12 protein-coding genes are annotated in these 12,232 nt (G+C 39.4%); 7 read left to right on the forward strand and 5 right to left on the reverse strand.

The window, feature by feature from the left end; all coding sequences use genetic code 11:
- The first annotated feature begins 276 nt into the window (after nt 1–276).
- Nucleotides 277–1,629, forward strand: coding sequence for a glycerol-3-phosphate transporter (gene glpT / locus HMPREF0693_RS10840; RefSeq protein ID WP_004245406.1), 1,353 nt, complete (start codon nt 277–279; stop codon nt 1,627–1,629).
- Nucleotides 1,630–1,762: 133 nt separating this feature from the next.
- Nucleotides 1,763–2,842, forward strand: a complete 1,080-nt coding sequence (gene glpQ / locus HMPREF0693_RS10845) for a glycerophosphodiester phosphodiesterase (RefSeq protein WP_004245407.1) — start codon at nt 1,763–1,765, stop codon at nt 2,840–2,842.
- Between the two features lie 261 nt (nt 2,843–3,103).
- On the opposite strand, the gene epmA is transcribed toward glpQ, so the two are convergent.
- Nucleotides 3,104–4,081: an elongation factor P--(R)-beta-lysine ligase gene (gene epmA / locus HMPREF0693_RS10850; RefSeq protein WP_004245408.1), complete on the reverse strand. Its 978-nt coding sequence runs from the start codon at nt 4,079–4,081 to the stop codon at nt 3,104–3,106.
- A 959-nt stretch (nt 4,082–5,040) separates the two neighbouring features.
- Between epmA and frdA the strand changes: the two genes are divergently transcribed.
- Genes frdA through frdD form a run of 4 tightly spaced genes read left to right on the forward strand, consistent with a single transcriptional unit; the run spans nt 5,041 to nt 8,351 of the window.
- Entirely contained in the window at nt 5,041–6,837 is a 1,797-nt protein-coding gene (gene frdA, locus HMPREF0693_RS10855) for a fumarate reductase (quinol) flavoprotein subunit (RefSeq protein WP_004245409.1), read from the forward strand.
- A complete protein-coding gene (locus tag HMPREF0693_RS10860) occupies nt 6,830–7,567 on the forward strand; it encodes a succinate dehydrogenase/fumarate reductase iron-sulfur subunit (protein ID WP_004245410.1) in 738 nt (245 codons plus the stop codon). Before frdA ends, HMPREF0693_RS10860 begins: the two co-directional genes overlap by 8 nt.
- Before the next feature lie 14 nt (nt 7,568–7,581).
- The gene (gene frdC, locus HMPREF0693_RS10865) at nt 7,582–7,977 is read left to right on the forward strand and encodes a fumarate reductase subunit FrdC (RefSeq protein ID WP_004245411.1); all 396 of its coding nucleotides are present in this window, start codon (nt 7,582–7,584) and stop codon (nt 7,975–7,977) included.
- 14 nt (nt 7,978–7,991) lie between these two features.
- Nucleotides 7,992–8,351: a fumarate reductase subunit FrdD gene (frdD, locus tag HMPREF0693_RS10870; protein ID WP_004245412.1), complete on the forward strand. Its 360-nt coding sequence runs from the start codon at nt 7,992–7,994 to the stop codon at nt 8,349–8,351.
- Between the two features lie 76 nt (nt 8,352–8,427).
- Here frdD and sugE read toward each other — a convergent pair whose 3' ends face one another.
- The 4 genes from sugE to hydN form a co-directional block, all read right to left on the reverse strand.
- Nucleotides 8,428–8,742 (reverse strand): quaternary ammonium compound efflux SMR transporter SugE, encoded by a 315-nt coding sequence (sugE, locus tag HMPREF0693_RS10875; RefSeq protein WP_004245413.1) that lies wholly within the window; start codon nt 8,740–8,742, stop codon nt 8,428–8,430.
- Nucleotides 8,743–8,874: 132 nt separating this feature from the next.
- The gene (gene hybG, locus HMPREF0693_RS10880) at nt 8,875–9,165 is read right to left on the reverse strand and encodes a hydrogenase maturation factor HybG (protein WP_004245414.1); all 291 of its coding nucleotides are present in this window, start codon (nt 9,163–9,165) and stop codon (nt 8,875–8,877) included.
- Between the two features lie 8 nt (nt 9,166–9,173).
- Nucleotides 9,174–9,515, reverse strand: a complete 342-nt coding sequence (gene hypA / locus HMPREF0693_RS10885) for a hydrogenase maturation nickel metallochaperone HypA (RefSeq protein WP_004245415.1) — start codon at nt 9,513–9,515, stop codon at nt 9,174–9,176.
- Between the two features lie 73 nt (nt 9,516–9,588).
- Nucleotides 9,589–10,146 carry an electron transport protein HydN gene (gene hydN, locus HMPREF0693_RS10890; RefSeq protein WP_036932401.1) on the reverse strand — a complete coding sequence of 186 codons (558 nt, stop codon included), beginning with the start codon at nt 10,144–10,146 and terminating at the stop codon, nt 9,589–9,591.
- A gap of 400 nt (nt 10,147–10,546) precedes the next feature.
- Here hydN and HMPREF0693_RS10895 point away from each other — a divergent pair, with 400 nt between their 5' ends.
- On the forward strand, nt 10,547–12,160 hold the full coding sequence (locus HMPREF0693_RS10895) for a sigma 54-interacting transcriptional regulator (protein ID WP_004245418.1): 1,614 nt from the start codon (nt 10,547–10,549) through the stop codon (nt 12,158–12,160).
- Nucleotides 12,161–12,232: the final 72 nt, after the last annotated feature.

Consider the following 12,232-nt stretch of genomic DNA (forward strand, 5'->3'; position numbering starts at 1 on the left):
CAAAAACGAAAGAGAAACGCTCATGAGTGAAAAATTAAAACGACATATGTGATACTAATCACAAATTATTTACCAGAAAGTGTTTCATAAAGTTAACATATCACTCAAAATTACACATCTTGAAAAATTATTCGACAACTGAGTATTACTTCACAGTAAATTTGCTTCAACAAGTTTACTATTACGTTCGTTAAAGAAAATTTTTTGATTACTTTGTTGTTCGTTTTGTCATTGTTTAATATCAACATATTAAAATAAAAGCCATCGGAGGCTAATATGTTAAGTCTGTTTAGACCTGCGCCACATAAAGCGCGTCTGCCAAAGGAACAGATAGATCCTGTCTATCGCCGTTTACGTTGGCAAATCTTTATGGGGATTTTCTTTGGTTACGCTGCTTATTATTTAGTAAGGAAAAACTTCGCTTTAGCAATGCCTTACCTCGTAGAAGAGGGATTCTCTAAAGGGGATCTGGGTTTTGCTTTATCAGGGATCTCGATTGCTTACGGTTTCTCTAAGTTTATCATGGGGTCATTCTCTGACCGTGCTAACCCGCGTTACTTCTTACCCGCAGGTCTTATTCTTGCATCCATTGTGATGTTAATTATGGGCTTTGTGCCATGGGCAACTTCGAGCATTATGATCATGTTCGTGCTGTTGTTCCTGTGTGGTTGGTTCCAAGGTATGGGTTGGCCTCCTTGTGGACGTACCATGGTTCACTGGTGGTCACAAAAAGAGCGTGGCGGTATCGTCTCTATTTGGAACTGTGCTCATAACGTCGGTGGTGGTTTACCGCCATTGCTGTTCCTGTTAGGTATGGCATGGTTTAACGACTGGAAAGCAGCATTATATATGCCAGCATTCGCGGCTATTTTAGTAGCGATGATTGCGTTTGCATTAATGCGCGATACACCACAATCTTGTGGTCTACCTCCTATCGAAGAATATAAAAACGATTATCCACCTGATTATAAAGAAACAGACGAACAAGAACTGACAGCAAAAGAAATCTTTATGAAGTATGTTTTCCCTAACAAACTTCTGTGGATGATTGCAATTGCTAACGTATTTGTTTACTTACTTCGTTACGGCGTATTGGACTGGTCTCCGACTTATCTTCGCGAAGTCAAAGATTTCGCCATGGATAAATCCTCATGGGCATACTTCTTATATGAATACGCAGGTATTCCAGGCACACTGCTGTGTGGTTGGATGTCAGATAAAGTGTTCAAAGGTAACCGTGGTGCAACTGGGGTATTCTTTATGACCTTAGTAACCATTGCCACTATCGTATTCTGGATGAACCCAGCAGGTAACCCGAATATTGATATGGCATGTATGTTAATCATTGGTTTCTTAATCTATGGTCCTGTTATGCTAATTGGTCTGCACGCCCTTGAATTAGCGCCGAAAAAAGCTGCGGGTACCGCAGCAGGCTTCACCGGTCTATTCGGTTACTTAGGGGGTTCTGTTGCGGCAAGTGCTATCGTAGGTTATACCGTTGACTACTTCGGTTGGGACGGTGGCTTTATGGTCATGATCGGCGGTAGTGTATTATCTGTTGTGTTATTACTTATCGTGATGATAAATGAAACCAAACACAAACGTGAAATGTCACAGAAGTATGAATAATCATTAACTGATTATTTATGAAATTGATTAAATCTCATCTCTAAAAATCAAGCCACATCAACTTTCTGATGTGGCTTTTTTATTGCCAACTGTACATAGCTTTATTGTACGAAAATGAAAATGGAGCAACTTTATGAGTACACCTTTCAAACTGAAACCGTTAGTGGCGGGCGTTCTTTTAACTCTATCTTTAAGTACAATCGCACAAGCAGCAAGCGATAAAGTAGTGATTGCCCATCGTGGTGCCAGCGGTTATTTACCTGAACACACCTTACCTGCCAAAGCACTCGCCTATGCACAAGGTGCCGATTATCTAGAACAAGATCTGGTGATGACAAAAGATAACCAACTGGTTGTCTTGCATGATCACTATCTCGATCGTGTCACCGATGTTGCTGAACGCTATCCAGACAGAGCAAGAAAAGATGGCCGTTACTATGCTATCGATTTTACTCTTGATGAGATCAAAGGACTAAAATTTACCGAAGGTTTCGATATTGTTAACGGTAAAAAAGTCCAAAGTTATCCAAATCGTTTCCCAATGGGAAAATCCGATTTTCGAATCCACACTTTCCAAGAAGAAATTGAGTTTATCCAAGGCTTAAACAAATCAACAGGACAAGATATTGGTATTTATCCTGAGATCAAAGCACCTTGGTTTCATGAACAAGAAGGGAAAGACATTACTAAAAAAGTTCTCGAAGTCTTAAAACAGTATGGCTATACCCAAAAGAGCGATAATGTTTATCTACAATCCTTTGATCCTAACGATCTAAAACGCATTAAAACAGAATTGATGCCACAAATGGGGATGGATTTAAAACTGGTTCAGTTAATCGCTTACACCGATTGGAATGAGACATATGAAAAACAACCAGATGGCACATGGACAAACTACAGTTATGACTGGATGTTTAAACCTGGCGCCATGAAAGAAATTGCGACTTATGCTGATGGCATTGGCCCTGATTATCATATGTTAGTAGAAGAAGACTCGACACCAGATAAAATCACCTTAACCGGTATGGCCGCCGATGCTCATGCCAACAAGTTAACCATTCATCCATTTACGGTACGAGTGGATAAACTACCTAAATATGCCAAAGATGGCGATCAGCTTTATGACATTATTTATAACCAAGCGGGTGCCGAAGGGGTATTTACTGATTTCCCTGATTTAGGGGTTAAGTTCTTACAAAAACAAGCTAAATAACCTTTATTTCTGTTATCCTGCTCTTATCAATAAAGGGCAGGATAATTTCCCTTGAGTTGCTCTGCTACTCTCACCGTGTCTCATAGTGAAAATCGCTCCGATTATCCATACGCTTTACTCGTTTGTTATCACAGTATATTGTGTTTTAGGCTAATTTTATGCTCGTTTAAATGCTCGTTTACCAATTTTTCGTATTTTTCCATATTATTCATATTAAAAAAGAGAGCCTAAACTCTCTTTTTAATCTGATTAGCAAATAAATTATGCTCTATAAACAGGGAAAGCAATCACATCACTAATGCGCTCAACACCGAGTGCGAGCATAATCAGGCGATCAACGCCTAAAGCAACCCCTGAACATTCAGGTAATCCAGCTTCAAGCGCAGCTAAAAAACGCTCATCAATAGGTTGTTCAGGTAATCCCATGGCAACACGTTGACGATTATCACGTTCAAAACGAAGACGTTGCTCTTTAGCATCCGTTAATTCACGAAAACCATTTGCTAACTCAACACCTTTAAAATAGACCTCAAATCGCTCTGCAACACGATGATCTTCTGAGCTAATTTCAGCAAGGGAAGCTTGTGAAGCAGGAAAATGATAGATAAAGGTTGGTTTTTCAAGACCAATATGAGGCTCTACACCTGACACAAAAAGTAATTGCAGTAGCGTATCTCTATTTTCTTCTGTGTCAGCAATATTTGATAAATCAAGCTTTGCCGCAACCTCACGTAACTTTTCTTTATCTGCAGATAAAGGGTCGATATCGAGATAGCGCAAAAAGGCTTGTTGATATGAGAGCGATTCAGACGCTTCACAATCAAGCACTTCTTGTAATAAATCATCGACTTCATTCATCAACCGGTACATATCAAAACAAGGTCGATACCATTCAAGCATCGTAAATTCCGGATTATGATATCTACCGGCTTCCTCGTTACGGAAGCAACGCCCCATTTGATAAATTGGCCCACTGTTCGCCGCTAATAGACGCTTCATATGGTATTCAGGACTGGTCATTAAATATAACTTTAGCCCTTGAGAAGCACCAGGCCCCACAAATTGGGTTTCAAATGGGCATAGATGAATATCGGTAACGGTAGCCTGACTCATCATCGGTGTTTCAACTTCTAAAACACCACGATCAGCGAAAAAACGCCTAATATTACTGACAATTTTCGCCTTTTTCAGTAAGTTGGCGATTGAGGCGCTTGGCTGCCAATCCGCGATTTCACTCATGAACGAAAAACTCCAACAGAAAACAAAGCGTGCAGTTTACTCGCATCCTCTTCAACAGACAAATTTCTTCCAGAAAAGATGTACCATATTTTCATTCCCACCAATTATATTGATTAAATATCGACAAACATATAAATGCAATCAATACAATTCTACAAATCATCTACTTTTTTGCGTTTTTTCGTCACTAGCAATAGCACGTCTATCCCAAGCCAATAACGATAACAACTTTTTATGTCACTAATAGCGCAACGGTGTATCAAAAATAAAAATTAGAATAATTCTCTTTCTCAATTGAGTTCAACAATAAACTCATATTTTTCTTATATAAAATAAGTCTATTTTTTATCAATTTTAAGCACTATTTAATATTTAGCGCCGTTAAGTTTGATGGCTATTATAATCTTTAAGAGATTTTATTAATATTTTATTAACAATTAATAAGACAAATCGATTTGTTTTAGATAAATAGTAAAAGTTTATTTTAACTATTTGTTTATATTTTTATTAAATTATATTAAAACAGCTTAAAGATAATTTATTTTACCTTAAAAATCAGTCAATAACAAAAAACCATTGTTCTTTGTAATTCAAATTATCTATACTTTAAAAACGAATTATTCATTGCTAACTTTATTTTTATTTTAGAATTAAATATTTTATTTTATGCTCAAGTTTATCTGGTTAATTATTAGTAAAACCGAGAATTCTTGGTGTAGATCACACTTTTTTTGTGAAATACGGGAAAACCATCATTCATATCAAATTTCCGTACCTTACATTTCGTTATACTAAAATTACAGTCAATGATAATAACGATGTTATCAAGCGTAGTCACAAGGCAGTGAAACATTTTCGTTACGGATAGCTTAAAAAAATAGCATTACTAAATTAATAATGTCAGTGAATTGAATTCTAGACAATTATTCCAATTTTCACTTGAACAATGGAGAAGCGCAGTGCAAACCTTTAATGCCGATATAGCGATAATCGGAGCCGGGGGCGCAGGCTTACGAGCAGCAATTGCTGCAGCGGAAGCAAATCCTCAACTGAAAATTGCTCTGATCTCAAAAGTTTACCCTATGCGTAGCCACACTGTGGCAGCAGAAGGCGGATCAGCAGCAGTGACTCAGGCTCACGACTCCTACGACTTTCACTTCAATGATACCGTTTCTGGCGGTGACTGGTTGTGTGAGCAGGATGTCGTTGATTACTTCGTTGAGCATTGTCCAACAGAGATGACTCAACTAGAACTCTGGGGCTGTCCTTGGAGCCGTAAAGAAGACGGGTCAGTCAACGTCCGACGTTTTGGTGGGATGAAAATCGAACGGACTTGGTTCGCCGCCGATAAAACCGGCTTCCACATGTTACACACCCTGTTCCAAACCTCTTTAAAATACCCACAAATTCAACGTTTCGATGAACATTTCGTTCTCGATATCCTTGTTGATGAAGGCCACGCTCGTGGTGTTGTTGCTATTAATATGATGGAAGGGACGAAAGTTCAAATTCGTGCTAATGCTGTCATTATGGCAACAGGTGGCGCAGGTCGCGTTTATCGCTTTAATACTAATGGCGGTATCGTTACAGGTGATGGTATGGGAATAGCCTTACGTCATGGCGTGCCACTGCGTGATATGGAATTTGTGCAATATCACCCAACTGGTTTACCGGGCTCAGGTATTCTGATGACCGAAGGTTGCCGTGGTGAAGGGGGTATTCTGGTCAATAAAGATGGTTACCGTTATCTACAAGATTATGGCCTAGGACCAGAAACACCATTAGGTAAACCCGAAAATAAATATATGGAATTAGGTCCTCGCGATAAAGTTTCTCAAGCATTCTGGCATGAGTGGCGCGCGGGTCGTACCATTAAAACTCACCGTGGTGATGTTGTGCATCTTGACTTACGTCATCTGGGTGCGAAAAAACTTCATGAACGTTTACCATTCATTTGTGAACTAGCAAAAGCGTATGTGGGTGTCGATCCAGTTAATGAACCTATTCCAGTTCGTCCAACTGCACACTACACCATGGGTGGTATCGAGACTAATCAGCGCACAGAAACACGTATTAAAGGTCTGTTTGCGGTGGGTGAGTGTTCATCTGTCGGCTTACATGGCGCTAACCGTTTAGGTTCTAACTCACTGGCTGAACTTGTAGTATTTGGTCGTCTTGCTGGGGAAGAAGCTGTTCGTCGTGCCCAAGAAGCAACCCCTGCTAACGCATCAGCATTAGATGCACAAACTCGTGACATCGAAGACAATCTGAAAAAACTGATGAACCAAAAAGGTTCTGAAAATTGGGCTCAGATCCGCGATGAAATGGGTGAAGCCATGGAAGAAGGTTGCGGTATCTATCGTACACCTGAATTAATGCAAAAAACCATTGATAAACTGACTGAACTAAAAGAACGTTTTAAACACGTAGAAATTAAAGATACCAGTAGCGTCTTTAATACTGATTTACTGTATAAAATTGAGCTTGGCTTTGGTTTAGATGTCGCTGAATGTATGGCGCATTCTGCATTCAATCGTAAAGAGTCTCGTGGTGCACACCAACGTCTTGACGAAGGTTGTACTGAGCGTGATGACGTGAACTTCCTTAAACACACTCTGGCATTCTATAACCCAGAAGGTGCACCGCATTTAGAATATAGCGATGTGAAGATCACCAAATCTGCTCCTGCTAAACGTGTCTATGGTGGTGAAGCGACTGCACAAGACAAGCAGAATAAGGAGAAAGCGAATGGCTGATGACATGAAGCACGTTAAGATGGAAGTCATGCGCTATAACCCCGAAACGGATGATGCGCCTCATTTCGTCACTTATGATGTGCCTTACGATGAGCAAACCTCATTATTGGATGCATTGGGTTATATTAAAGATAACTTAGCGCCAGATCTGTCTTACCGTTGGTCTTGCCGTATGGCGATTTGTGGCTCTTGTGGCATGATGGTTAACCGAGTCCCAAAACTGGCTTGTAAAACCTTTATGCGTGACTACCCAAATGGGGTGAGAATCGAAGCGTTAGGTAACTTCCCTGTCGAGCGCGACCTTGTCGTCGATATGACTCACTTTATTGAAAGCTTAGAAGCGATTAAACCTTACATTTTAGGAAATGATCGTAAGCCTTCAGAAGGTCCAAATAAACAGACTCCTGCTCAAATGGCGAAATACCACCAATTCTCTGGTTGTATCAACTGTGGTTTATGCTATGCAGCATGTCCTCAGTTTGGTTTAAATCCTGAGTTTATTGGTCCTGCAGCGATTACGTTAGCACAACGTTACAATACCGATAGCCGTGACCATGGGGCTAAAGAGCGTATGCCTCAATTAAATAGTGAGAATGGCGTCTGGTCTTGTACTTTCGTGGGCTACTGCTCTGAAGTCTGTCCAAAACATGTGGATCCTGCTGCGGCTATTCAGCAGGGTAAAGCAGCCAGTGCGCAAGACTTTGTCATTGCCATGCTGAAACCACGTTAAGGAGGAAACAAGACATGACAACAAAACGTAAGCCTTATGTTCGTGGTATGCAGCCAAACTGGTGGACGAAACTCGGTTTCTATCGTTTCTACATCACCCGTGAAGGAACTTGTCTACCACAACTTTGGTTCAGTCTGGTTGTACTGTTCGGTGTATTTGCACTGAAAAATGGACCAGAAAGTTGGGCGGGATTCGTTGGATTCCTAAGTAACCCAATAGTGATGCTGATTAATATTGTGACCCTTATCGCAACGGTATTCCATACGGCCACTTGGTTTAAGCTTGCACCGAAAGCCGTTAATATCGTCGTTAAAGATGAAAAATTACCACAAGAGCCTATCGTTCGTGGTTTATGGGGTCTAACCATCGTCGTGACTGTCGTTATTCTGGCAGTGGCGCTAATTGTTTAACCCAGGAGGAAATAATGAATCAGAATCAACTTCCTAAGCGCTCTGATGAACCTATTTTCTGGGGATTATTTGGTGCAGGTGGTATGTGGAGTGCGATTGTCTCTCCAGCAATTATTATCCTGCTCGGTATTCTAATCCCGATGGGTATTGCGCCAGAAGCATTTACTTACGATCGTATCATGGCATTTAGCCAAGGTTTTATTGGTCGTATTTTCTTACTGCTAATGATTATTCTGCCTGTTTGGTGTGCATTACACCGTATTCACCATACATTGCACGATTTTAAAGTGCATGTACCTGCTAGTAATTGGGTATTTTATGGTGCTGCAGCAATTATTAGTGTTATTGCAATTATTGGTGTTTTTACACTATAATCGCTTGATAAATAAAATTAAAGCCACTCATTGAGTGGCTTTTTTTATCGCTAAACTGTGTGAATATTACTGACAATTAGCTCGCCAATTTCAAACCAATAATACCGAAAACAATCATCGCTAAACTCAATAAACGATAAATATTGGCGGATTCACCAAAAACGATAATACCAAAGATAGCCGTACCAACGGCACCAATACCGGTCCAAATGGCGTAAGCCGTACCCGCAGGTAAGCCTTTCATCGCATACGATAACATCCCCATACTCACGATCATCGCACTGATCGTAATAATACTTGGTGTTAAACGGGTAAAACCATGAGTGTATTTAAGACCAACCGCCCACACAATTTCTAATAGGCCAGCGACAAAGAGAATTATCCAAGACATAAACTACCCCTATTGATAATTGGGGTCGTCCCCTGAATATACAGATTAAAAAGCTGGGTCGTCCCAGCCTTTGAAAAGTGAAAATAGAGTATAAGAAAAAGTCAGCAACCATGCAAATAGTATTAAATTTGCTCAAGCACGTTTAGCTGTACTTTCCTCACCATAGAGAAAAGCACTCACATCGTCTTCGACTTCCCCCATCGCCATCAATGCGTTAAGGGTTTCTTGTGCTTCTTGTTCGTTAACGATACTCATGGCAAAACCCACATGCACTAATACCCACTTACCAATCATCGTATCAGGCTCGCCTTCACAAACTAATGCGATATTCACTTCACGCTTAACACCACAAACATCGACCAATGCATTTTCAGTGATGGTTTTTCCCACTTCAACAACTTGACCTGGAATACCAAGGCACATAACAACCCCTATTCGATCTCTATTTGTTTTATGCGCATTGCATCGTCATTCTCAACCCGCAAATTTTGACTACCACAAGCAGGACAACCTGCATTAAAAGTCGAAACAGTCACCACTTGATGGCAATCCCAACACCATGCTTTAGCTGGGATAACTTCAATATGTAGCTGGCAACCTTGTGCGATAGTATCTCGACAAACAATATCAAAGCAAAACTCAAGTGCAGAGACTTCAACACAAGATAGTGCGCTGATCTCCATCCAAACGCTTTTTACTTTTTGCGCATTATTTAATTTAGCTTGTGAGTCAATTATCTCAAATGCGCTCTGGCAAAGCGTGATTTCATGCATGTCTATACCTTACTTGAAGCAGGATAAATAATAGCAACTATAGTATCAGGACATAGTTGCTTTATTCTTGATCTTAGAACAATAAATCAGCGCCTGCTTCAAAAGCCGCTTTACGACGACGCTCTTTAACCATATCTTCAAGTGCATCTCTATCAATACAGACTAATGCCTGCGTTGGGCAGACCTCAACACAAGCAGGACCTTCAGCACGATGATGACATAAATCACATTTATTGGCTTCAGCTTTAAATGCTTCAATCGTATTGAGAGCGGTTAATTTACGCATAACTGGACGAGAAACCACTTCCATAGTGCCATAAGGACAAGCCAAGACACAGGTTTTACAACCAATGCATTTATCCTGATCGACATAGTAATAATCTTTATTATGAATAATGGCACCATTAGGACAGACATTGGCACAAGGAGCATCTTCACATTGATGGCAGACAACTGCGGTACTAATTGAAAAGCCTTTCACCACATGAATGCGTGGTTGGAAATTTTGCTCACTAATTTGGTCGATTGCTAAATTATCTTGGGAAGCTTGCTGATGTGAAACAACACATGCTACTTCACAGGTATGGCAACCAATACACTTTTTAGGGTCTGCAATGATGAAACGGTTCATCATATTCTCCTGCTGTTTGTTATATATAGCCGTTATATTGGCGATAAACGCAATTAATTATCTAATTTAGAATAACAATTAGGTATCTATATATTAGATATAGCATGGTTCATGCCAATCTATTTTTAAATTAACTAATCCTTATTTTTCAATTAAATAATTTGCAAATAAAAATGATTATTAATTAGGAAAATTATATTTCGTCAATTTATTCGACATTTTTGACGATCTAATCAATCAATATATAAATAAATATATATCGATTTGTTAAATTTATATTTTTTACTTTCCCGTTAAATAAGAAAATAGCGGTTTGGATCAAAAATGACTCAGTCATTGATATAAATTTATAATAAAGCGATTACAATATAGTTAATTTTTTAGGGCAATCGGTGGTGTCATGAAATTAAGCAGTAACAATGCTGAAACTATGGAGAGCCTTCGCAGTGAGCGGAATCAATATCGTATACTTGTCGATATTACAAATTCTGTATTAGCGCATCTAGACATGGATGGCCTCATTTCTGAAGTATCTAAAGAAATACATCGTTTTTTCGGACTTAATCATATTAGTCTGATGTTATGTCGTACTTCATCACAAAATAGTCATGAAGGTATTCTTTATTCTAGTCGTTATCAGACAGGAAAATCTGTCATTCGTCAACAACGTAAGTTCAGTAGCGCCAATAACAAAGCCGAAGAAATTATTCATCAAAACAAACCCGTTTTAATCGATATCAATAAAGAAGATCAAGACGATGTTTTGATTAAACGTCTCGTAAAACAAAATATGCAGACGGCTTTGTTATTGCCACTGGCTTTTAACCGTAAACCGCTAGGTTTATTAATCCTAGCGCATGAAATAAGTAGTGTTTTTACTGAAGAAACTTGTCAATTATTGCAACAAATTGCCGCGCGCATCGGGATTGCAATTGAAAATGCCGCCGCTTATGAAGAGATAACTCACCTTAAAGATAGCCTTAAGAACGAAAATATTTGGCTTAATGAACAAATAAATAGAAATGGTAGTTTTAGCGAGATTATTTATCAAAGCGATGCCATGCATAATGTACTAGAACAAATTGAGTTAGTCGCTCAAAGTGACAGTACTGTACTTATCTTAGGCGAAACAGGTACTGGTAAAGAGTTAATTGCACGAGCGATCCATCGTTTAAGTCATCGTAAAAATAAGACGATGATAAAAATGAATTGTGCAGCAGTACCTTCCGGTCTGTTAGAAAGTGATCTTTTTGGACATGATAAAGGCGCTTTTACGGGTGCAACACATGCCCATGTGGGTCGATTTGAAATGGCAGATAAAAGTACGCTTTTTCTCGATGAAATTGGCGATATGCCCATTGAATTACAGCCAAAACTATTACGGGTTCTCCAAGAGCGTGAAATTGAAAGATTAGGTGGTAATAAAGTTATTCCTGTGGATGTACGCTTAATTGCAGCGACCAATAAAGATTTATGTGAACTGACGGATGAAGGGGAATTTCGAGAAGATCTCTATTATCGTCTGAATGTTTTTCCTATTATTATCCCGCCATTACGGGAGCGACCTGAAGATATCCCCTTATTGGCAAAATATTTTACGCAAAAAATTGCCCGCCGCATGGATAGAAAAATAGACTGTATTCCAACACATGCTTTGGAGCAATTAACCCATTATCCTTGGCCGGGAAATGTACGAGAGCTTGAAAATATTATTGAGCGCGCGGTTATTTTAACTCGAGGCTCTACGCTAAATTTGCAACTAAAAGAGTTAAATATCAATAAACCATCTCGTTTAAAACAAGTGCTTTCGCAACCATCAGCCATAGAAAAAAAGATGCAAACTAGCGCACCTGAAAGTGATGATGAAGAGCGTGAGCGGATAATACAAGCCCTTAGAGAAACTAACGGTGTAGTGGCTGGTGCCAGAGGTGCGGCATTAAAATTAGGATTAAAAAGAACCACCTTATTATCACGTATGCAACGCTTAGGTATTTCCATCCCTGAAATTCTTTAGTTTTACGACCACTACAGCCGATATTGTAAAACGAGTGTAATTAATTTGTTACACTCGTTTTTTTCTGTCCAT

It is taken from the genome of Proteus mirabilis ATCC 29906 (genome assembly GCF_000160755.1).
GTDB lineage: Bacteria > Pseudomonadota > Gammaproteobacteria > Enterobacterales > Enterobacteriaceae > Proteus > Proteus mirabilis.

Bases quoted from the DNA above. Each gene is read 5' to 3' on its own strand.
- glpT (WP_004245406.1), top strand. From the start codon at position 277: ATGTTAAGTCTGTTTAGACCTGCGCCACATAAAGCGCGTCTGCCAAAG.
- glpQ (WP_004245407.1), top strand. From the start codon at position 1,763: ATGAGTACACCTTTCAAACTGAAACCGTTAGTGGCGGGCGTTCTTTTA.
- epmA (WP_004245408.1), bottom strand. From the start codon at position 4,081: ATGAGTGAAATCGCGGATTGGCAGCCAAGCGCCTCAATCGCCAACTTA.
- HMPREF0693_RS10860 (WP_004245410.1), top strand. From the start codon at position 6,830: ATGGCTGATGACATGAAGCACGTTAAGATGGAAGTCATGCGCTATAAC.
- frdC (WP_004245411.1), top strand. From the start codon at position 7,582: ATGACAACAAAACGTAAGCCTTATGTTCGTGGTATGCAGCCAAACTGG.
- frdD (WP_004245412.1), top strand. From the start codon at position 7,992: ATGAATCAGAATCAACTTCCTAAGCGCTCTGATGAACCTATTTTCTGG.
- sugE (WP_004245413.1), bottom strand. From the start codon at position 8,742: ATGTCTTGGATAATTCTCTTTGTCGCTGGCCTATTAGAAATTGTGTGG.
- hybG (WP_004245414.1), bottom strand. From the start codon at position 9,165: ATGTGCCTTGGTATTCCAGGTCAAGTTGTTGAAGTGGGAAAAACCATC.
- hypA (WP_004245415.1), bottom strand. From the start codon at position 9,515: ATGCATGAAATCACGCTTTGCCAGAGCGCATTTGAGATAATTGACTCA.
- hydN (WP_036932401.1), bottom strand. From the start codon at position 10,146: ATGAACCGTTTCATCATTGCAGACCCTAAAAAGTGTATTGGTTGCCAT.
- HMPREF0693_RS10895 (WP_004245418.1), top strand. From the start codon at position 10,547: ATGAAATTAAGCAGTAACAATGCTGAAACTATGGAGAGCCTTCGCAGT.